A 20,461-nucleotide genomic window follows, 5' to 3' on the forward strand; every position below is an offset into this window, starting at 1 on the left:
TGGGGTGTTGAGCCTGACACGGCTCTCGCGGTGGGGTGTTGAGCCTGACACGGCTCTCGCGGTGCGGTGTTGAGCCGGATCTGGCTGTCAACGCCAGAGGGATCGATCACATCGGCGGAACGGGGCCTTGAGATCCATTTCCGGCTCAAGTGCCCTCACCGAGAGCCGTGTCAGGCTCAACTCACCCCACCGAGAGCCGTGTCAGGCTCAACGTCAGTGAGGCACAGGCCCAGGCGCGGCGGTCAGCGGCCGATCTCGCGGCGAAGCGCCTCGACCGTCATCTTGGCGGTGTACAGGTCAGCGCCGGTCAGGTCCCGGTAGCGCCGGATGGCGCTCATCGGCCGGCCGGCGTTGATCTCCGCGATGAGCTCCTCGCGCTCGTAGAACGTCAGCGGACGCGGAGGCGCCGCGACGGCCTGCTGGCGCCGCTGCCGCTCCTTCGTCAGCGACGGGGCGATGACCCACACCCAGATAGCGATGGCGGGGATGAGGAATCCCAGCCGGCCGTCGGTGAGCGTGGTGAGGCCGACGGCCACCAGGATCAGCCACCACTGCGCGTACCAGGGCGTGGGCGGCGCCTGATGGTGGTGCACGGCGGTCTCCGGCGACGGCGACCCGTACGTGGCGGGCACCTCCGGCGCGCCCCATGCGGGTTGCGGCTGTGCGAAGGGCATCGCGGGCTGTTCCGGTTGCCCGGGGCGCCGGCCCGGGAGGTCGGTGAACAGGACCGCCAGCTCGCTCCCGGTCTTCGCCTCGAGGGCCTTGGACATCCGCTCATTGAACTCGTCCGAGGTGAGACGGCCCGACGACATGTGCTCCTGGAGCAGCTCGACCGCCTCGTCGCGCTCGTGGTCGCCGATCCGCATCTCGTCGTTGGCCATGGAGAACAGCCTACTCCCGCACGGCGTTCCCACGTCAGCCCGGGAACCCGTCGATGAGGGACCGAACCATTCCCGGCTAGGGGCGATCCGGCCCTGTGAGGTGATCTACGGCTGTTCCGCGGGGAAGATGGGGTCGGCGTCGTCGTTGGGATCGAAGAACCCCACCCCGTGCTTGGCCGCCAGGTTCCGTCCTGCCTCCCGCGCCTTCGTGGCCTCGCCGTCGGGACACCGTGCCAGTGTGGACGACGGGCCGCACCGGTAGGTGGTGGTGCCGTCGTCCGCGTCCGTCAGTGGGCCGTTCATGGGCGGGAACCTGTCGGAGAAGTCCGAGTACCAGTTGCGCAGGGCGACGGTGCCGTTCTCCGGATCGTCGAGGTCCACGCCGGCGCCTCCGGCACCGAGGCCTCTGCTCCATGCGAGGAAGTCCTCGATGTCGCGGGGGGCGGACGCGGGGTCGAAGACCAGGATGTCGTAGCTCATGGGGGATACCTCCTTGTCGAGGACGATAGCCCGCTCTGGGCTCGGGCGAGGGTCGCTGGCCGATTCGGCGGTCTCGCTGGCACGAATGTCCCGTCGGGAGCCACCCCGGGTGCGGTGGCGGTACCCGGGGGCGAGATCGACGGCGTGTCGTGCACAGGGGGTGGCGGGGTCGAGAAGGGGTGGACGTCCGGGCGTTGGCGGGGCCAGGGCTCCCGGGGGGTGAACGGGGTGTGGGGATCGAGGGGTTGGCGGGGGCCCGGGGCTCCCGGCGGGCGCGGCGCTGGTTGGATGGGGTCATGAACGCGACACTCCGTGACGTCCGGCGCGACTACTCCGGGCAGGGGCTGCCCGAGGACCTTGCCGTCTTCGACCCGTGGGCGTTCCTGGACGCATGGATCGCGGACGCGCTGGCCGCGGACGAGCCAGAGCCCACCGCGATGACCGTGTCCACCGTCGGCCTGGACGGCCGCCCCCGCAGCCGGGTGCTCCTCCTCAAGGAGGCCTCACTCTCGGGGCTGGTGTTCTTCTCCCACTACGACTCGCCGAAGGGCGACGAGCTGGCCGCGACACCCTCGGCCGCCGTCAACCTCTGGTGGCCCACCCTGATGCGCCAGGTCCGCGCGGTGGGCGACGTCCACCCGCTCACCAGGGACGAGAACGTGGAGTACTTCCGCAGTCGGCCGCGGGCGAGCCAGGTGGGGGCGTGGGCGTCGCGGCAGTCGCGGGAGCTGGGGTCGCGGGCGGAGCTGGAGGCCGCGGTGGCCGCCGCGGCGGAGCGCTTCGCCGACGGCGGCGAGGTGCCGTGCCCTCCCGGGTGGGGCGGCTGGCGGCTCATCGTGGACGACTTCGAGTTCTGGCAGGGCCAGCCGAGCCGGCTCAACGACCGGGTGGCCTGCCGCCTGACCGACGACGGCTGGGCGGCCACCAGGCTGCAGCCCTGAGGACGCGCTGATCGTCGATGTCGCGGCCGCGGCGCACCGGATCGGACGTCGCCGAGAGCAGGAGCGACCCTTGATCGCCTACCCCGCGAGGTGACGGGCGAGCGCTTCGGCGATCTCGCCGTCGGCGTCGTAGGCGGACCAGACGGGGGAGGTGTTCGCCTCGAAGCAGCACCAGCGGCCGTCGGGGGTGCGGCGCAGGTCGAGGCCCGCCAGCTCGAGGCCGAGGCTCCGGGCCAGGGCCACACACCGGCCGGCCACGCCGTCGGGCAGCTCGTCGCGGGTCAGCTCCGCCTCGCCGTACCGGTAGTCCACCGCGTCCGAGGTGATGCGGTGCGCGAACACCCGCCGGCCCACCACGTGCGCCCGGAACTCCACGCCGTCGACGAACGCCTGGAACTGGGTGGGGCACCACTCCACCGCGGCGAAGTCCTCGTCCTCGGCCACGAGCCGCACGATGCTCCTGACGGCGCTCGTCGACTTGACGATGACCCGGCCGTGCCGCGACACGAACGCCCGCGCGGCAGCCGGGTCCGTGGTGAGCAGGCCGGTGGGCACCTCGAACCCGGCCGCGCGGATGGCGAGCGCCTGGGCCGGCTTGGAGAAGTTGGACGCCGAGGCTGCGCGCCGGTTCACCACCCGCACCGACGGGGGCGCCAGTTCCACCCAGTCCCGCAGCCCCGCCGCCAGCAGGGGATCGGCCGCGCCGTGGGCGCGCAGGTAGCACCCGGACACGGCGTCCGGGGCCACCTCGGTGCCGGCGATGTGGAGGCTGCCGCCGGACAGCTGCACGCCGTCGCGCGTGAGGTCGGCGAAGGCCCCCGGCAGCCCGAGGCGCACGACTGCGGCCCAGGCCGCCGCCAGCGGTGGGTCGTCCGGGCGTCCCGCGATCAGGATCCGCGGGACTTCTCCCGACGCGCCGTCGGGGCCGGCCGGCGCGGTCGCGGTAGCGAAACCGCCGCCGGTCATGCCGCCCGCCTCCCCCGGTGCGCGGCCGCGATGACGACAGCGGCCTGGTGGGTCGCGTCGGCGAGGGCAGGCAGCGGGACCACGGAGACCAGCTCGTCACGCTCGGCGGCGAAGAAGGCCCGCAGCCACGGCACCCCCGCCCACGCGGCCATGGCGGTGACGGCCCGCCGCAGCGCGGGGGCGGCGGCCCCGGTGACCACGCCACCCGTGACCGCCACCTCCCGGAACAAGTCGCCGTCAGTCCCAGCGCGCCCTGCGACGGGCACGCCCGCGGCGCGCGCCCAGGCCGCGAGGGGGGCGTCGGGCCCCGCCAGCGACTGGTCGCCCGGGGGGACGAGCACCTGGCCGCTGACGGAGGTCATCCAGTAACGGAGGAAGGCCGCCATCTCCGCGGCCACGTACTCCGCGTCCTGCTCACGGATCCAGACCAGTTCGGCCGGGTACACGTCGTCGAGCAGGCTCACCACCAGCGACGCCTCCGACGCCGCCATGATCTCGCCGTCGACCACCATCCGGTCGGTAGGCGCACCCGGCGGTGAGGCGAGGGCCCAGCCACGCCGCGACAGGTCGCGGGGAGTCATGACCCCCACCGGCCCGCCCGACAGCTCCGCCACCCGCCGGGCCAGCCCCGGCGCCCATGGATCCACCTGATGGGCGAGCAGCACGATCACCGCCGGCCCCTAGTCGAGGTCCGGCCGCGACTCCGGGTCGATGAACGCCGCGCCGATCCTCTCGACGGAGCGCTCCAGCTGGTCGAGGCGGACCCGGAGCTCGTTGACGACCGGGTCGCGCAGGTCCTCCGGCCGGAAGTCCGGCACCTCCCGGCCGCTGCGCTTGATCTCGTCGATCTCCACCCTCATCTTGTCGAACTCGCGGATCTTCTTGAACCAGTCGAACTCGTCGGTGAACCGCTTGAGGTCGATCTCCCGCCGGATGGGCTTGATGTCGTCCTCCCACTTGATCTTGAGGATCTTGACCGCCTGGACCGCGGCCAGCACGTCGATGCGCCCGTACCCCATCTGGTTGTTCCACGTGCCGTTGGCGTACCCGGGGGTGGTGGCGTAGGCCACCGTGCCCACCTTCGCCGCCGTCGTCTCGATGATGGTGCGCACGGCCGTGTTGGTGAGCGACGGCTTCCTCGAGATGAGCAGCGCCGCCAGGCCTGCCACGTGCGGGGTCGCGGCGGAGGTGCCGTTGAAGGTCATCGTGTAGTCGCCCGCGGCATAGCCGTCGCCGCCGGTGCGGTCGGGCGCGGGGCAGAGCACGCCCGGCGCCACCACGGAGATCTGGGGGCCGAAGTTGGAGCCCCAGCCCTCCCCGTCGGGGCTGGTGGGGGACTTCCGGTTGTCCGCCTGATCGGAGGCGCCGACCGCGATGACCAGCGGGTTCGTGGCGGGATAGGTGATGCCGTTGGCCGTGTTGTGGTTGTGCGTGGCCACGCACATCACCAGCCCGGCCGCGTGGGCCTCGGCGATCGCGGGGTCGATGATGGCCGCGTCCCACCCGTTCCAGCCGAAGCTCATCGAGATCACGCGCGCGCCCTGGGTGCGGGCGTAGCGGATGCCGGCGGCCACCTCGGTGTCGGACCAGGTGGAGAAGGCGATGGGCAGGATGCGGCAGCCGCCCGCGACACCCGCGGTGCCGACGGAGTTGTTCAGCGGCGCCGCCGCGATCCCGGCGCACGGCGTGCCGTGGTTGCCGGTGGGCGCGCCGGTGCCGGACATGGTGCCCAGGTTGATGCCGTTGCCGGCGAAGCTCCCCACCAGGTCCGGGTGGTTGAGGTCCACCCCCTCGTCGAGGATGGCGACGGTGACCGACGCGGCCCCCAGCTGGACGTCCCACGCCGTCGAACCGGCGCCGCCGGCGTTGATGCGGACCATGTCCCACTGCGAGGCGAAGAGCGGGTCGTTGGGATTCATGGCGACGGGCACCACGAGCGGGATGAACTCCAGCTTGACCTCGGTGCCCAGCTTCTTCGACAGCTCGTCGCGGATCTCGTAGGCCGGCCGGTTGCCGGCGGTGACGGTGTAGACGTCGAAGTCGCCGAGCCATTGGCTGCGGACGTCGTCGCGCACCAGCCCGAACTGCTCCAGCACCTTGACCTGCGCGGGGTCTCCGGCGGTGACGCTCGGGATCACCACCGCGTCGGCCTTGGGGGACAGGTACTCGGTGGACCCGGCGAACTCGGCGGCGTAGACGGGGGCCACCCACTCCGCCCCGTCGCCGGAGGCGATGGCCTCCGAGGGAGGCTTGAACTTCTTGCCGTCGCTGGTGCGGGTGAAGACCAGCTCTGGGGTGTTGTTGATGGAGGCGTGCGGCATGGCGTCCGCCCCGGCGCCCCGGGCGGCCGGGCCTGCCTCGCCCTGGACCTCGAGCGGGACGAGGCCAAGGGCGGACAGCGTGTCGTCGGGCCCTGCCGCGCGCGTGACGGGCAGCTTGACGAGCACCTGGGACGGGACGAGCGTCAGCTTGGCGCCGCTGGGGTGGACGATGGAGGTGGGGAATGGCATGACGGGCTCCTTCCGGGAACGCCCCAGACCGGGCGGTTACCCGTCAAGAGCAGAGGCCCGCCCCTGTTGATACACCGTCGGCCCGACCGTGGAGTCAGGCGGGAATCAGCTCGAGCAGCCGGCCGCCAGGGCCGTCCTCGAGGAGCCAGATTCCGCCGTCGGGTGCCTCGGCCACCGCGCGGATGCGTGCGCCCATGGGCCAGTTCTCGGCCTGGGCGGCCGACTCGCCGTCGAGGTCCACCCGCACCAGCGCCTCCCCGGAGAGGGCGCCGAGGAAGGCATCGCCCTTCCAGGCGGGGAACACGTCGCCGGTGTAGATCATCAGCGAGCCGGGCGAGATGCTGGGCGTCCAGAACGCCTTGGGAGGCTCGAAGCCGTCGCCGTCGGCGTGGTCCGGGATCTCGCCGCCGCCGTAGTGGGAGCCGTTCGAGGCCTCCGGCCAGCCGTAGTTGAGCCCGGGTTGGACCAGGTTGAGCTCGTCGCCGCCCTCCGGGCCCATCTCGGAGGCCCACAGGCGGCCGTCGCCGTCGAGGGCGAGGCCCAACGGGTTGCGGTGGCCGATGCTCCAGAACTCGGCCGCGACACCTCCCTCAGCAGCCCACGGGTTCTCCGGCGCCGGGTCGCCGTCGAGGGTGAGGCGCACGATCTTGCCCAGGTTGCCGTCCATGGCCTGCGCCGGATCGAACTTCTGCCGGTCCCCGGAGCTGACGAACAGGTGCTCGCCCTCGATGAGCAGCCGGTGCGAGAAGTGCCCGTTGCCGTCCACCTTCGGTGTCTGCTCCCAGATCGTCTCGACGGCGGTGAGGGAGGCCGCATCGACGTCCAGGCGGCCGCGGCCGACCACTGCGCCCGTGCCGCCGTCGCCCCGTTCCACCCAGGAGAGGTAGACGGTGCCGTCGTCGCCGAAGGTGGGCCCGGGGACGATGTCGCCGAGGCCGCCCTGGCCGGCGGCGGCCACCTCCGGCACGCCGGAGACCTCGCGGACGGTGCCGTCGGCGTCGCGGAGCTTGAGCGTGCCGCCGCGTTCGGTGACCGCCATGGTGCCGGTGCCGGGGAGGAACGCCAGGGCCCATGGCTCGTCGAAGGCCTCGTGCTCCGCGACGACGAACTCGTGCGTCTCCGGGATCGTGGTCGTCGAGGGGCTCGGTGAGGCAGGCGTCGTCGAAGAGGGGGAGGGCGCGCTACCCGTCGATTCCGCGGGCACGCGGGTGGGCATGTCGGTGGCCGTGCCGGCCGGGCCTGAACAGGCGGCGAGTCCGGCGAGCGCGAGGGCGGCTGGGGCGAGTCGTCGCATGCATCGACGCTACCCGCCACCTTCAACGAGGGACCAGACGTTGCCCGCCCGATTGTTGCGCTGCAGTACCAGAAAACTGAGGGATGCGCTAGACCCGAAAGCGAGTAACGTCCAAATGTCTTCTCAGAGGGAAGCTGTCATGGTACGGAATCAGGGGCCCTGCGCCACCGGCACGGGCACCGCGGCTCGGGTGCGCGGGCGAGACCCGCCACGGTCCCACACGGGGAGTGCCGACGCGCTGGCGTGGCCTCCCACAAGGGTTGATTCAAGCTCCGCGCCGCCGACGGTGGCGGGCGGTCCCCTACCTGCATTCCACGGATCATCCGAGGGGGAAAACGATGAAACTCGCACACCGGGGCACCCCCGGTTCTCATGCGGCCAGCGCTGGCCGCCTCCGCCGCCTACTTCTGGTTGCAGCCAGTGCGGCTCTTTTGTTTGTTGGCATGACTCTCCCGTCCGCCGGCGCCTTCCTGACGGGCAGCACGTTCGAGGGCGACGACGGCAACAAGACTGTCGACGCCTCGGGGAAGCTCGACTGGGACAACGTCCCTGGTGCCGTGACGGGTCAGGACCAGACGTCCGGGTCCGGCGACAACTCGTTCGGGCAAGGCTCGAAAGAGTCGATGACCAATCCCGTCATTGTCGAGGGCGGCATCCCGCCCAACAAGAACGACCTCACGAACTTCTACGTGGCGTACGAGCTGGGCGCCAACGACCACGTCTTCCTCTACCTGGCCTGGGAGCGGCTGGAGAACTCCGGCAGCGCGAACCTCGACTTCGAGATCAACAAGGTCTACAACGAGGATTGGACCGAGGATACACGGGGCACGATCGACCTCGGGCGGAGCGCCGGTGACCTGCTCGTCACCTACGACTTCGGCGGGTCCGGTACCCCGGTCATCGGGCTCTACGTGTGGACCACGACCGGCAGCCCCACCTGCGTCGCCGGAAAGGGAGTGCCGTGCTGGGCCGGTCCCGGCACGTTGGATCCCACCGAGGCGATCGCCGCGGTCAACGCCGACACCGGGTTGTTCGGTGAGGCGGCCATCGACCTCACCGCGTCCGGCGTCATCCCGGCCGGGTCCTGCACGGCCTACGGCAGCGCCTTTGTGAAGAGCCGCTCGTCGGGGTCCTCGGTCGACGCATCGCTGAAGGACTTCATCTCGCCGGAGGAGATCAACCTGGCCAACTGCGGCAGCCTGATCGTCAAGAAGGTCACCACCGGCCAGCCCGACGGGCTGGACGAGTCGTTCCCGTTCACCGCGGCCAAGACGTCCACGGCGGGCACCGCCCTGTCCCCGGCGAGCTTCTCGCTGGGCCACAACGACACGCAGTCGTTCGCGGCGCTCCAGCCGGGAACCTACAGCGCGACGGAAGGAACGCTGCCGAGCAGCCTCTGGAGCTATGGAGGCTATTCGTGCGCGGGTGACAACGGGTTCTCCACCGTCACGGGCACTGGCACCACGGCTTCGGTGACACTCGGACTCAGGCAGAACGTCACCTGCACGTTCACCAACGCCTTCACGAAGGCGGCACCCACCGCGACGACGGCGCAGAGCCTGATCCCCAACGACACCTTCACCCTGTCGGGAGCCTTCGTCGCGTCCGGCGCGACGGTGCCGGGAGGGACGGTCTCGTTCAAGCTGTTCGCCCCGACCGACGCGACATGCTCCGGCACGCCCGCGCTGCAGGCCAACTCCGTCGCACTGACCGCTGCGGGCACCACCCCGGCGACCTTCACTGCGGCGACGGCCAACACCACGTTCGTCGCGTCCGCGGAAGGCACGTGGCGGTGGCTGGTGGTCTACACCGGTGACACCTTCAACAACGGTGTGACGAAGGCCTGCGGCGTCGAGCAGTTCACCATCGACAACGACGCGTCGTAGCGGCGCGCCCCCGCATCACTCGGACGGCCGCCGGCCGAGGCTGAATACCTCGGCCGGCGGCCGCCGCCATGCTCAGCCCGCGGTGGGCGGGGTCAGCAGCACCTTGATGGCCGTCCGCTCGTCCATGGCGGTGTAGCCCTCGGCCGCGCGGTCGAGCGGAAGCGTCAGGTCGAACACCTTGCCCGGATCGATCTCACGCCGCCAGATCAGGTCGATCAGCTCAGGCAGGAAGCGGCGCACGGGGGCGGGGCCGCCGTGCAGGTGGACGCCGGAGAAGAACAGCTCCAGGCCGGGCAACGTCACCTCGTGCGTGACTCCCACGTATCCGACGTGCCCGCCGGCGCGGGTGGCGTGGATGGCCTGCATCATCGACTCCTGCGTGCCCACCGCCTCGATGGTGGAGTGCGCGCCCAGCCCGCCGGTCAACTCCTTGATCCGGGCCACGCCCTCGTCGCCGCGCTCCTCGACGATGTCCGTGGCGCCGAACTCGCGGGCCAGCGCCTGCCGGTCCGCGTGGCGGCTCATGGCGATGATCCGCTCGGCGCCCAGATGCCTGGCGGCGAGGATGCCCAGGAGCCCCACGGCGCCGTCGCCCACTACCGCGACAGTCTTGCCGGGTCCGGCCTCGGCCGCGACAGCAGCGAACCATCCGGTCCCCAGCACGTCGGAGGCGGCGAGCAGGGAGGGGACGAGGTCTGCGTCGGGCATGCCGGGGGTGGCCACGAGGGTGCCGTCGGCCAGGGGCACCCGCAGGTACTCGGACTGTGCGCCGGTCGACGCTGCGGCCTCGCGCTGCACGCAGTGCGTGTGGTAGCCGGAGGCGCAGATCTCGCAGGTGTTGTCTGAGGCGAAGAAGGAGCCGACGACGAAGTCGCCCGGCTTCACGGTGGTGACGTCCGCGCCCACCTCCTCGACGACGCCGACGTACTCGTGGCCCATGGGGGTGGGGCCGTCCTGGTGCTCGATGCCGCGGTACGGCCACAGGTCAGACCCGCAGATGCAGGATGCGGTGACGCGCAGGATGGCATCGGTGGGCTTGACGATGGCGGGGCGCTCGCGGTCCTCGACCCGGACGTCGCCCGGCCCGTACATCACAACTCCACGCATGGTGTTCTCCTCTATGGATCTGGGGTGCGGACCGATGCCCGCACTCACCCATCACCCATGAAACCGGGTCCGAGTGCGCTGGGAAAGGGCCTGTTGTGACGTGTACCAGCAGGGCACCCTTCGCGGGGGACGGTCGGGTTACCGGCCTCCACCCGGCCTACGAGACGGTGGACCTACGCGCCGCCGGCGGTGTGTCGATGACGGTGTACGCCGCCGGGCCCGGCTCGCCCTCCGAGCACTCGCTCCAGCTGCTGGCCAGCTGGGCGGCCACCGCCGTCCCGATGCCCGACCGGGCCGGCGCCTGAGCCGTCAGCCGCCGAGGCGCATCCACCGGTCGCCGCGGGCACGGAGCCCCAGCGTCACCGCCCGCGCACCCATGAACACCACGCTGAACGACACCCACAGCCACGTCAGCCCCGGCTGTCCCACTGGCATGGTCAGGGCGATGAGCGCCACCGGCGCGTACACCACGACGGTGACCACGCCGGCGATCGCCAGGTAGCGTCCGTCTCCCGCCCCGATCAGCACCCCGTCGAGCAGGTAGACGTAGCCGGCGAGCGGCAGCGCGGCCGCGACGATCGCGAGCAGCCACGCCACCAGCGCGCGCACCTCGTCGTCCGGGGCGAAGAAGGAGGCGACGGGGTGCCGCAGCAGCACCGCCACCAGGCCGATCGCCGCCCCTCCCAGCACGGACCACCACGTCATGAGCCGGGTCGACGAGCGGGCCTCGCGGGCGTCTCCGGCACCCAGCGCTGTGCCGATGATCGTCTGTCCGGCGATGGCCAGGGCGTCCAGCGCGTAGGCCATCAGGCCCCAGACCTGCATGACGACGTGGTGCGCGGCCAGGCCGGCGGCCCCCTGCGCCGCCGCGACGAAGGTGGTGACGAGCAGCGCCACCCTGAGCGTCACGGTGCGCAGCAGCAGGGGCACCCCGACGGCGAGGCTGCCCATCATCTGCGTCCAGGAGGGCCGGAGCCGTGCCCCGGCGCGCCGTGCGTGCACGGCGACGAGCGCGGCGGCCGTCGTCCCGAGGGCCACCTCGGCCAACGCCGTGCCGAGGGCCGCCCCCGCGATCTCCATTCCGGCGCCGAACACCAGGGCCACGTTGAGCCCGAGGTTGAGCGCCGCGCTCCCGATGGACAGCGCCAGTGGGGTGCGGGCGTCGGCGAGGCCGCGGAACGTGCCTGTCGCGGCGAGCATGACGAGCATGCCCGGGAGCCCGGGGATGGACCAGCGCAGGTAGGCGACCGCCTGGGCGTGGATGTCGCCGGAGGCGCCGAGCGCGGCGGCCAGCCAGGGCGCGCCCAGCCAGACCAGGAGCCCGACCACCAGGCCGAGGAGGCCGGCGAGCCACATCGCCTGCACCCCCAGAGCGATGCCGTGGGAGCGACGACCCGCTCCGATCTGCCGGGCCACCACCGCCGTCGACCCGTAGGCCAGGAAGATCATCAGGCCCGTGACCGTGGTGAGGAGCCCGCTGCCGATGCCCAGCCCTGCCAGGGGGACGGTGCCGAGCGTGCCGACGATCCAGGTGTCGGCGAGCATCATCAGCGGCTGCGCCACCAGCGCCGCGAACGCGGGGACGGCAAGGGCGAGGATGCGGCGGGAGATGCTCATGGCGAGCGGGAGTCTACGCGGCAACGAGCCGCCAGTGCCGGTCACCCCGTTCGGCTCCACGCGCGGTGACCGGCACTGGGGGACCGTTCCCGCGGCAGCGCCGGGGGTACCGGCCGCTAGGCTCGCCGGATGGACCGCCTCATCCCTGACCGCGACACTCCTGGCGCGTTCTGGGTGCGGTTCGGGCCTACGTCGCAGTCCTGGGTGGACCCGGCGCGGCCGGACTTCCTTGCCTTCGAGTACGTCCAGCACGTCGCCGTGGTGCTGGACCACACCGTCCTCGGCGCCCCGGAGGATCGGCGCCTCCGCGTGGTCCACCTCGGCGGCGCCGGCATGTCCATCCCGCGCTGGCTGGCGTGGCGGCGCCCCGGCACGGCGCAGGTGGTGTGCGAGCCGGACTCCCTCCTCACGGAGGAGGTGCGCCGCAAGATCCCCCTGCCTCCCCGTTCCGGCATCAAGGTCCGCGACACCGACGGCCGCTCGGGTCTGCGGGAGATGCCCGACGGCTGGGCGGACGTGATCATCGTCGACGCCTTCGACGGCGCCCAGGTGCCGGGCGAGCTCGCCACAGTCGGATGCCTCGACGAGCTCCGTCGCGTGGCCCGCAACGAGGCGGTGGTGGTCTACAACGTCACGGACCGCTCGCCCTTCGCGTGGGGCAAGCGGCTCGCGGGCGGGCTGGCCGAGCGCTGGCCGCACCTGCTCGTCGGCATGGAACCGGTGGTCCACAAGGGAAAACGCTTCGGCAACCTGGTGATGGTGGGCAGCGACGCGCGCCCGGACGTCGCGGGGATCGAGCGGGCGTCCGCGCGCCTGACCGTCGGCTACCGCTGGATCACCGGCCGCGACGCCAGGGCGTGGCCCGGCGGCGCGCAGCCCTTCGTCGACGGCGCCAGCGAGCCGTCGCCGGGGCCCACGGGCCGCGGCTGGTAGATCCCCAGTGTCGGTTCCCGCCGGTCAGACCCGGCCAGAAACGACGATGGGCACTCCCTAGACTCGGCCCGTGATCCTGCACCTGGTCCGGCACGGGCAGTCCACGTGGAACCTGGAGCGGCGCCTCCAAGGCCAGCGGATGGACGTGCCGCTGACCGAGCTCGGGCGCGCCCAGGCCGAGGGCGCCGCCCGCGCCCTCGCCGCCGCGGCACTGACCGCCGTCGTCACGTCGGACCAGCTCCGCGCGGTGCAGACGGCCGAGGCGATCGCGGCCCTCGTCGACGCCCCCGTGCTCCCCACGCCCCTCCTCAGGGAGCAGGCCCTGGGCTCCCTCGAGGGCCTCACCTACGACGACCTCACGGAGGAGCCCGTCCCCGACGGCCTCCACATCAGCGAGGTGCGGTGGGGCGGGGGAGAGTCGGTCGAGGACGTCCACGCCCGCCTCACCACCTTCCTCGGCCACCTCCGCGACACCCACGCCCCCGACGCCCAGCTCGCCGTCGTCTCCCACGGCGACACGCTGCGGATCCTGCTCGCGGTGCTGGAGGGTCGCAGCCACCGCGACGTCGAGTGGGTCGAGTTCGGCAACGGCAAGGTGGTCACCCGGGCCCTGCCCACGGGTTGAGCCCGGCCGGGACCCTCGTGGCGCCCGGTGCCGGAATGGACGGAACGTAGACTCCAGGCTTGTGGACGCACCGACGACGGCCCGGCCGGGCAGGACACTCCTGCTGGCCGTGGCCGGCGCGCTCGTGGTGCTGGTGCTCGTCGCGCTGGGTGCGGTCAGCCCACGGCCGGCGGCGGTCGAGATCATCCCCCGGCCCGCCCCCACCGCGACACCACCGCCCGCCTCGCCCCCGCCCTTCACCCTGGGGCCCCCACCGTCCCCGCTCTTCCCGATGCCGGACGGCGAGCCGCTGGTGCTCCCCGAGTGGGCCGACGACGTGGTGCAGCTCCTGGCCGCAGCCGCCGTCCTCGCGTTGATCGTCGCGTTCCTCGTGCGACTCAACGCGGAGCTGGTGCGCACGGACCGCCGCCACGCCGCCGACCCGACCGGCCGCGAGGCCGAGATCCCCGAGATCGACGACGAGGAGCTGGCCGAGGCCCTCACCGAGACCGTCGAGTCCCTGCGCCAGGGGGTGCCGGTCAGCGGCGCCATCGTCGAGTGCTGGCGGCGCCTGGAGCGGGTGGCGGCCTCCAGCGGGATCTGGCGCAAGCCCACCCAGACCTCGCACGAGTTCACCGCCGAGGTGCTGGGCCACGCCGTGGTGGACGCCGACGCCATCTCCGAGCTCGCCGAGCTCTACCGCCAGGCCATGTTCTCCACCCACCGCCTCACCGACGCCCACCGCGACCGCGCCATCGCCGCCCTCGACGCGGTCACCGCCCAACTGCGGAAGACGCCGTCGTGACGCCCTGGTGGGGTCTGGCGGTTCGCCTCACGGTCTTCATCGGCGCGGCGGTGCTCCTCGTGGCGTTCGACGAGGTGCTGAGCCTCCGCGTCGATCCCCTTCTCGCGTTCCTGGCCGCCGTGGTGCTGGCGGGCGGCTCGTGGGTCTTCACGCACCTGGCCGGCCCCGACGCGGGGCCCGAGTGGCAGCAGCCCTCCTGGCACACCCGCTCCCCGCACTTCCAGGCGGACGTGCGCACCCGTCGGCTGGCCTCCACGCTGGTCCACTCCCAGCCCGGGCAGGCGTTCGACGCCCGACGGGTCGCCCGCCAGCTGTCCGGCCTGGCCGTGCGCCGGCTCGTCGACTCCGGCCGGATCCCGGCCCCCGGGCCGGGCGCCGACCCGCTGGCCGACGCCCAACCGCACCTCTCGGCCGCGCTGCTCGCCTACCTGCGCAGCGCCGACGGCGACCGCCCTCAACCCCTCAACCGCCGCACCCTCCACGCCCACCTCAAGGAGATCGATTCGCTATGAGCACCGCGCTCACCCAGCCCCAGGCCACCGCCCTCGTCCAGCGGGTGCTGGACGCCGTCGACACCGCCCTCGTGGGCAAGCGGGACCAGATGACGCTGGTGCTGGCCGGCGTGCTGGCCGGGGGCCACGTGCTGCTGGAGGACCTCCCCGGGCTGGGCAAGACGCTCGCCGCGCGCTCGCTCGCCCAGGCGCTGGGCCTGGAGTTCACCCGGGCCCAGTTCACCCCGGACCTGCTGCCCGCGGACCTCACCGGGTCCTACATCTTCGACCAGAACAAGGCCGAGTTCAGCTTCCGCGAGGGCCCCATCTTCACCGGTCTCCTGCTGGCCGACGAGATCAACCGCACCCCGCCCAAGACGCAGTCCGCGCTGCTGGAGGCCATGCAGGAGCGGCAGGTCACCGTCGAGGGGCACACCTTCGTGCTGCCCCGGCCCTTCCATGTGCTGGCCACCGCCAACCCCATCGAGCACGAGGGCACCTACCCGCTGCCCGAGGCGCAGCTGGACCGGTTCCTGCTGCGGCTGGCCTTCGGGTACCCGACGCTCGACGAGGAGTGGGACGTGTTGACCCGGCGCATGGACCGGCGTCGCGAGGAGACCAGCATCGGGGCGGTCCTCGACCCCGACGGGCTCCTGGCCGTCCAGGAGTGCGTGGAGGGCATCCACGTGGCCGAATCGGTGGGCCGCTACGCCATCGACCTGGTGCGCGCCACCCGCGAGCACCAGGACACCCTCGTGGGGGCGTCGCCGCGTGGCTCGCTGGCGCTGCTGCTGTGCTCGCGGGCCCTGGCGCTGATCGAGGGCCGCGACTTCGTCATCCCCGAGGACGTCAAGCGCCTGGCCATCCCGGCGCTGGCCCACCGGATCGTGATCCGGCCGGAGCTGTGGCTCAACAACGTGGCGCCGGAGACCATCGTCGAGGCGGTCCTCGAGCACGTCCCGGTGCCCGATGCGGAGGCCGCGTGATGGACCTCACCCACACCCCGGCGCTGCTGCGGTCCGTGCTGGCCGCCGCCGCGCTGGGGGTGCTGGCGGTCGTCGCGCAGCGCGGCGACCTGGCGGTGCTGATGGCGCCGTTCGCCGTCCACCTCGCGTGGGCGTTCGCGGGCCGACTGCGGGTCGCGCCCCGGGTGGAGGCACGGCCGAAGGCAGTGGTGATCCCCGAGGGGGAGTCGGTGCCGCTGGTGGTCAGTGTCGCCGACGGGTGGCCATCAGGCCTTGTCGCAGCCCAGTGGCCGGTGCGGCCGGGCATCGCGCTGGAGCCGGACACCGGCACGGTGCTGGACATCGCCGCCCCCGACGGCGTGCGGGTGGCGGTGCAGCCTGAGCGATGGGGGCGCTATGACGTGGGCCCAGGGGTGGCGGCCGTGCGCGACCCCAGCGGCAGCTGGCAGGCGTCGTCGAGGACGCCCCGCGTCACGGTGACCGTGCGGCCCGCGTCGACCACCCTCGAGGGCGGCAGCGGCGTCTCGCACCCGATCGGCCTGGTGGGCATGCACCGCTCGCGGCACCGAGGCGACGGCGGCGACCTGGCCGACGTCCGCGAGTTCCGCCCGGGGGACCGGCTGCGCCGCATCAACTGGCGGGTCACGTCGCGGTTGGGGCAGCTGCACGTCAACTCCACGCTGACCGAGCGCGACACCGACGTCCTCATCGTCGCCGACACGCTGCTGGACATCGCGCCCGCTGACCCGACGGCGCCCACCAGCCTGGACGCGACGGTGCGGGCCATCGCCGCCATCTCCCGGCACTACGTGGGCTTCGGGGACCGCGTCGCCATCCACGACCTGGGGCGCCGCATCGGCCACGTGCGCTCCGGCACCGGGCCGCGACAGGCGCGCGTCGTCCTGCAGGTGCTGTCGCGGGCCAACCGCAGCGTGCCCGACTGGGACATGCTCCGCCCGGTCGCGACGGTGACCAGCGGCATGCTGGTGTTCTTCTGCTCGCCGCTGCTGGAGCGCGAGGCCCAGGACGAGCTGGTGCGGCTCCGGCGGCTGGGCGCCGAGGTGATCGGCGTGGACACGCTGCCCGACGGCGTCGGCCGGTTCGAGGACATCGCGTCCTTCCGGCGCGACACCTTCCTCGGCGAGGCCTGGATGATCCGCCGGATGGAGCGCGACGACGCCGTCGCGCGGCTGCGCAGCATCGGTATCCCCGTCACCCCGTGGCGGGGGACCGGCAGCTTGGCCAGCGTGCTGCTCTCGATGGAGGCCGCGCGCTCGGCCCCGAGGCGGGTTCTGGGCAGATGAGGGATCTCGCGGAACTGGTCGCGGGGTGGATCTACACCCTGCGGATCACCAGCGGCCAGCAGTGGGTGCTGCGGCTCGTCGTCCTCGGGTCCGGGGCCGGCGCGGCCGCGCTGTGCGAGGCGTGGTTCCCGGTGGTGATCTCGACGACGCTGCTGGTCACCGCCGTGCTCCTGGCCGCCGCGTCGACCGTGCGGCCGGACTCCTCCGCGGGCCTGTTCCACGCCGTGGTCGTCGCCGTGTGGTGGCTGGCCGGGGGAGCAGGCGGCCAGTGGTGGCAGTGGCTGGCGGTGGCCGCGCTCGTGGCCGTGTTCCACCTCACCTCGGCCTTCGCCGCCGCGGCGCCGTCGTACGCGGTGATCACGGGGCGCGCCGGGGCGCAGATGTCGCGGGCTGTGGTGGGGTTCGCCGCGGTGAGTGTCGCGGCGGGGGCGGCCGTTCTCGCGATGACCGGCCTGCCGCCGGCCACCCTGGGCCTGTGGTGGGTGGTGGCCGGAGCGCTGGCCGTGGTGGGAGCGGCGGTTGCCGTCGCCGCGGCGCTCCGGCCCCCTGCCGGGTGAACGCCTTTGCCCGGTTAGCGCCCCAGGCCGGCCCGCGGCGGGCATGATCGAGCCAGGAGGTCAGACATGAACTATGCACTGCGCATCGACCTGGAGCGCCCCTTCGACGAGGCGCTGGCCATGATCAAGGAGTCGCTCGCCGAGAGCGGCTTCGGGATCCTCACCGAGATCAACCTCAAGGCCACGCTGAAGAACAAGATCGACGTCGACATCGAGGACCAGATCATCCTCGGGGCCTGCAACCCCCGCTTCGCCTACCGGGGGCTGCAGGTCGAGCCCTCGCTCGGCCTGCTGCTGCCGTGCAACGTGGTGGTGCGGCACCAGGCCGGCGTCACCGTCGTGGAGACCATCGACCCGGAGACCATGGTGACCCTCACCGAGAACCCCGAGATGGAGCCCGTGGCCCAGGAGGTCCGTGAGGCGCTCAAGGCCGCGCTGGACAGGGTCGCGGCCGCCTGACCGCGCGCCCCCTGGAGGGGAGCCCTCAGCGCGCCGTCGGCGTGGTGAAAGGCAGCGTGTCCAGGACCATTCGTGCGGCGCCGAAGAGAATGGCGTCCGCGCCGGTCTGCGCCGCCTCGATCCGCAGGTCCCGCGTCACCAGCGGGTGGCAGCCCTCATAGACGCGGCTGCGCACCGCCGCGATGAACGGCTCCGAGGAACTCAGTGACCCGGTCAGGAACACAGCGTGCGGGTTGAGGAAGTTCACCACCCCGGAAAGCACCTCGCCCAGCCGGTGACCGGCCCTCCGCACCACTCTCGAGGCCGCCGGGTCGGCATCCCTGGCCAGTGCCAGCACGTCGGCGGTGGTGGAGACGTCTACGCCCTGCTCGCGGAGTTGGCGCACCAGCCCCGCGCCGCTGGCGACCGTCTCGAGGCAGCCGATGTTGCCGCAGCTGCACGGCACGTCGTTGGCCCGGTCGATCCGGGTGTGCGAGATGTCCCCGGCGGCGAAGGTCGCGCCCCTGTGGAGACGCCCGTCCACGACGATCCCGCTGCCGATCGCCGTGCCCGCCTTCACGGTGATGCTGTGGCGGGTGGAGCCGAAGCGGACGGAGTGCTCCCCGAGTGCGGCGAGGTTGGCGTCGTTGTCGACGGCCACCGGAACCCCGAACTGCTCGGCCAGCGCCTCCCCGACGCGGAACCCCGGCCACCCAGGCATCCGCGAAGGCAGTTCGACCGAGCCCGTGGCGAGGTCCACAGGCCCCGGCAGGCTCACCCCCACGGCGCGGACTGCGCCGCCGTCCGCGATCTTGGCCAGGGCCGCCGATACCGCGTCCATGGTGGCCCGCGGGCCGTCAGTGAGGTCGACGGCGATCGAGAGCGTCGCGAGCAGGGCCCCGCTGACGGCGTGCCGACCGATCCGCGCGTGCCCCCCGCCCAGGTCGACGGTGAGGATGTCACCGCCGTCATCGTTGACGCGGAGGCCGCGGGCCGGGCGGCCCCCGCGTGACGTGGCCGTCCCGTCCTCGCTGAGGAGGCCGGCGTCGATCAGCCGTTGGACCTTGACGCCGACGGTGGACGCGGCGATGCCGAGCACTTCGGCGAGTTGGCTGCGCGACGTCGCATCCCCGCGCGCGATCAGCTCGAGAATGCGCCTCGCATAGGGGTCGTCGTCGTGTCTGGTCTCCATGGTGTTCCTTCGATCTCGAAGTAAGCGCAGCTTATGGCCTCCGGTGACCGGCGCCGCCGAAGGTCACAGATTGGTCACGATCCGCAGCGTGCTGGTCAAGTAACGCAGGATGTGCCAGGATGAGGCGCATCAAAGCTTAGTAAGTTACTGCGATCCGCGCAATAACTATCCCAGATGGAGGACCTCAATGAAGAAAGTTCGCCTGAGTGCCCTGGCCCTCGCCGCCAGCACCGCTCTCATCCTGACCGCGTGCGGCGGCAGCAGCGCCTCTACTCCCTCCGGCAGTTCCAACACGGGGACCGGCGACGAGAGGGCCAGCATCGTCGTGGACATGTGGGCCGGCAGTGAGGACGACATCGCCGCGCTCGACGCCCAGATCGACGTCGCCAAGGCGGCGAACCCGGACATCGACATCGAGCTGCGCACCGCACCGTGGGGCGACTTCTTCACCAAGCTCACCACCAACATGGCCTCCGGCAACATGGCCTGCGTCACCGGCATGAACAGCGGCCAGCTCGCCAGCTACACCGAGGGCTTCGTCTCCCTCACCGACGAGGACCTCGCCACCGCGGGCCTCTCCGAGGACGACTTCGCACCCGGCGCCACCGAGATCCTCAAGAACAAGGGTGAGCTCTACGGGCTGCCGTTCGACGTGGCCACGATGCTGGCCTACTACAACGAGGACATGCTCACGGCCGCGGGCGCCGACATCCCGCAGGTCGACTGGACCTTCGAGGACTTCGAGGCCATCGCCAAGGCTGCCACGACGGGCGGCAAGTACGGCTTCGGCATCGGCATGGGCGACTTCCAGTGGCAGGCTCTTCCGATCGCCCGCGCCGGCCAGCAGCCGGTCTCCCAGGAGGGCGAGCTGCGCATCTCGGACCCGGCATTCGTCGAGGCGGCGGAGTGGTACGCGGGCCTGGTCACCGACCTCAAGGTCGCGGCGCCCGCCGGCTCGGCCTCCGACATCGGCTGGGGCGAGAACCAGTTCACCGGCGAGAACGCCGCGATGGCCGTGGACGGTACCTGGAACGCCGTCGGCTACCTGACCAATGACGCGGGCTTCAAGGCCGGCCTCGTGCCGCTGCCCAAGGGTGACAACGGCAACCTGAGCCTCATCCTGGGCTCCGGCTATGGCATTGCCGAGACCTGCGAGAACAAGGAGGCGGCTCTCAAGGTCCTCGGCTCCCTGCTGAGCAAGGATGCCCAGGACGGCATCGCCTCCTCCGGTCGCAGCTACCCGGCCCGCGCCGAGAGCCAACCGCTCTACTTCGAGTCCCTCGACGAGGCCTACCGTGACCAGGTCAAGGCCGTCTTCGAGGCCGCCTTCTCCCAGGTCGAGGGGCAGTACGTCAGCGACAACTGGGCCAAGGTCAGCAGCTACGTCACCCCGGAACTCGTCGCGATCTACAACGGTCAGCAGGACATGAAGACCGTCCTCGAGACCGCTCAGCAGCAGTTCGAGAACTGACGGCCCACGAGCATCGAAC

The 20,461-nt window shown here is 72.1% G+C and carries 21 protein-coding genes; 12 read left to right on the forward strand and 9 right to left on the reverse strand.

Annotation, left to right across the window (positions count from 1 at the left end; genetic code table 11):
- Nucleotides 1–242: 242 nt before the first annotated feature.
- Nucleotides 243–881 (reverse strand): DUF1707 SHOCT-like domain-containing protein, encoded by a 639-nt coding sequence (locus tag ACX1D3_RS05580; RefSeq protein ID WP_458995994.1) that lies wholly within the window; start codon nucleotides 879–881, stop codon nucleotides 243–245.
- A gap of 105 nt (nucleotides 882–986) precedes the next feature.
- On the reverse strand, nucleotides 987–1,361 hold the full coding sequence (locus ACX1D3_RS05585; protein WP_458995995.1) for a hypothetical protein: 375 nt from the start codon (nucleotides 1,359–1,361) through the stop codon (nucleotides 987–989).
- Between the two features lie 296 nt (nucleotides 1,362–1,657).
- Here ACX1D3_RS05585 and pdxH point away from each other — a divergent pair, with 296 nt between their 5' ends.
- The gene (gene pdxH / locus ACX1D3_RS05590) at nucleotides 1,658–2,302 is read left to right on the forward strand and encodes a pyridoxamine 5'-phosphate oxidase (RefSeq protein WP_458995996.1); all 645 of its coding nucleotides are present in this window, start codon (nucleotides 1,658–1,660) and stop codon (nucleotides 2,300–2,302) included.
- Nucleotides 2,303–2,380: 78 nt separating this feature from the next.
- Here pdxH and ACX1D3_RS05595 read toward each other — a convergent pair whose 3' ends face one another.
- The 4 genes from ACX1D3_RS05595 to ACX1D3_RS05610 form a co-directional block, all read right to left on the reverse strand.
- On the reverse strand, nucleotides 2,381–3,268 hold the full coding sequence (locus ACX1D3_RS05595) for an ATP-grasp domain-containing protein (protein WP_458995997.1): 888 nt from the start codon (nucleotides 3,266–3,268) through the stop codon (nucleotides 2,381–2,383).
- The gene (locus tag ACX1D3_RS05600; protein ID WP_458995998.1) at nucleotides 3,265–3,939 is read right to left on the reverse strand and encodes a hypothetical protein; all 675 of its coding nucleotides are present in this window, start codon (nucleotides 3,937–3,939) and stop codon (nucleotides 3,265–3,267) included. Before ACX1D3_RS05600 ends, ACX1D3_RS05595 begins: the two co-directional genes overlap by 4 nt.
- Before the next feature lie 9 nt (nucleotides 3,940–3,948).
- On the reverse strand, nucleotides 3,949–5,778 hold the full coding sequence (locus ACX1D3_RS05605; protein WP_458995999.1) for a S8 family serine peptidase: 1,830 nt from the start codon (nucleotides 5,776–5,778) through the stop codon (nucleotides 3,949–3,951).
- A gap of 94 nt (nucleotides 5,779–5,872) precedes the next feature.
- Nucleotides 5,873–7,072: a PQQ-dependent sugar dehydrogenase gene (locus tag ACX1D3_RS05610; RefSeq protein WP_458996000.1), complete on the reverse strand. Its 1,200-nt coding sequence runs from the start codon at nucleotides 7,070–7,072 to the stop codon at nucleotides 5,873–5,875.
- Nucleotides 7,073–7,515: 443 nt separating this feature from the next.
- Here ACX1D3_RS05610 and ACX1D3_RS05615 point away from each other — a divergent pair, with 443 nt between their 5' ends.
- Entirely contained in the window at nucleotides 7,516–8,958 is a 1,443-nt protein-coding gene (locus ACX1D3_RS05615) for a hypothetical protein (protein WP_458996001.1), read from the forward strand.
- 72 nt (nucleotides 8,959–9,030) lie between these two features.
- Here the strand turns inward: ACX1D3_RS05615 and ACX1D3_RS05620 are convergent, their stop codons facing one another.
- Complete coding sequence (locus ACX1D3_RS05620; RefSeq protein WP_458996002.1) at nucleotides 9,031–10,065, reverse strand: zinc-dependent alcohol dehydrogenase family protein; 1,035 nt, start codon at nucleotides 10,063–10,065, stop codon at nucleotides 9,031–9,033.
- Between the two features lie 95 nt (nucleotides 10,066–10,160).
- On the opposite strand from ACX1D3_RS05620, the gene ACX1D3_RS05625 reads away from it, so the two are divergent.
- A complete protein-coding gene (locus tag ACX1D3_RS05625; RefSeq protein ID WP_458996003.1) occupies nucleotides 10,161–10,370 on the forward strand; it encodes a hypothetical protein in 210 nt (69 codons plus the stop codon).
- Between the two features lie 4 nt (nucleotides 10,371–10,374).
- Here ACX1D3_RS05625 and ACX1D3_RS05630 read toward each other — a convergent pair whose 3' ends face one another.
- Nucleotides 10,375–11,682: an MATE family efflux transporter gene (locus ACX1D3_RS05630; RefSeq protein ID WP_458996004.1), complete on the reverse strand. Its 1,308-nt coding sequence runs from the start codon at nucleotides 11,680–11,682 to the stop codon at nucleotides 10,375–10,377.
- Between the two features lie 129 nt (nucleotides 11,683–11,811).
- Here ACX1D3_RS05630 and ACX1D3_RS05635 point away from each other — a divergent pair, with 129 nt between their 5' ends.
- The 8 genes from ACX1D3_RS05635 (at nucleotide 11,812) to ACX1D3_RS05670 (ending at nucleotide 17,800) form a co-directional block, all read left to right on the forward strand.
- Nucleotides 11,812–12,615, forward strand: a complete 804-nt coding sequence (locus tag ACX1D3_RS05635; RefSeq protein ID WP_458996005.1) for a spermidine synthase — start codon at nucleotides 11,812–11,814, stop codon at nucleotides 12,613–12,615.
- Nucleotides 12,616–12,685: 70 nt separating this feature from the next.
- Nucleotides 12,686–13,240: a histidine phosphatase family protein gene (locus ACX1D3_RS05640; RefSeq protein ID WP_458996006.1), complete on the forward strand. Its 555-nt coding sequence runs from the start codon at nucleotides 12,686–12,688 to the stop codon at nucleotides 13,238–13,240.
- A gap of 61 nt (nucleotides 13,241–13,301) precedes the next feature.
- Nucleotides 13,302–14,024 carry a DUF4129 domain-containing protein gene (locus tag ACX1D3_RS05645; RefSeq protein ID WP_458996007.1) on the forward strand — a complete coding sequence of 241 codons (723 nt, stop codon included), beginning with the start codon at nucleotides 13,302–13,304 and terminating at the stop codon, nucleotides 14,022–14,024.
- Nucleotides 14,021–14,536, forward strand: coding sequence for a hypothetical protein (locus ACX1D3_RS05650; protein WP_458996008.1), 516 nt, complete (start codon nucleotides 14,021–14,023; stop codon nucleotides 14,534–14,536). Before ACX1D3_RS05645 ends, ACX1D3_RS05650 begins: the two co-directional genes overlap by 4 nt.
- Nucleotides 14,533–15,501, forward strand: a complete 969-nt coding sequence (locus ACX1D3_RS05655; protein ID WP_458996009.1) for an AAA family ATPase — start codon at nucleotides 14,533–14,535, stop codon at nucleotides 15,499–15,501. The genes ACX1D3_RS05650 and ACX1D3_RS05655 overlap by 4 nt, the downstream gene beginning before the upstream one ends.
- Nucleotides 15,501–16,784 carry a DUF58 domain-containing protein gene (locus tag ACX1D3_RS05660; protein WP_458996010.1) on the forward strand — a complete coding sequence of 428 codons (1,284 nt, stop codon included), beginning with the start codon at nucleotides 15,501–15,503 and terminating at the stop codon, nucleotides 16,782–16,784. Before ACX1D3_RS05655 ends, ACX1D3_RS05660 begins: the two co-directional genes overlap by 1 nt.
- On the forward strand, nucleotides 16,781–17,341 hold the full coding sequence (locus ACX1D3_RS05665) for a hypothetical protein (RefSeq protein ID WP_458996011.1): 561 nt from the start codon (nucleotides 16,781–16,783) through the stop codon (nucleotides 17,339–17,341). The genes ACX1D3_RS05660 and ACX1D3_RS05665 overlap by 4 nt, the downstream gene beginning before the upstream one ends.
- A 66-nt stretch (nucleotides 17,342–17,407) precedes the next feature.
- Nucleotides 17,408–17,800: a DUF302 domain-containing protein gene (locus ACX1D3_RS05670; RefSeq protein ID WP_458996012.1), complete on the forward strand. Its 393-nt coding sequence runs from the start codon at nucleotides 17,408–17,410 to the stop codon at nucleotides 17,798–17,800.
- Between the two features lie 25 nt (nucleotides 17,801–17,825).
- Here ACX1D3_RS05670 and ACX1D3_RS05675 read toward each other — a convergent pair whose 3' ends face one another.
- A complete protein-coding gene (locus ACX1D3_RS05675) occupies nucleotides 17,826–18,971 on the reverse strand; it encodes an ROK family transcriptional regulator (protein ID WP_458996013.1) in 1,146 nt (381 codons plus the stop codon).
- Nucleotides 18,972–19,158: 187 nt separating this feature from the next.
- On the opposite strand from ACX1D3_RS05675, the gene ACX1D3_RS05680 reads away from it, so the two are divergent.
- Entirely contained in the window at nucleotides 19,159–20,442 is a 1,284-nt protein-coding gene (locus tag ACX1D3_RS05680) for an ABC transporter substrate-binding protein (protein WP_458996014.1), read from the forward strand.
- The last annotated feature ends 19 nt before the right edge of the window (nucleotides 20,443–20,461 follow it).

Source organism: Tessaracoccus yangjingae (assembly GCF_054483935.1).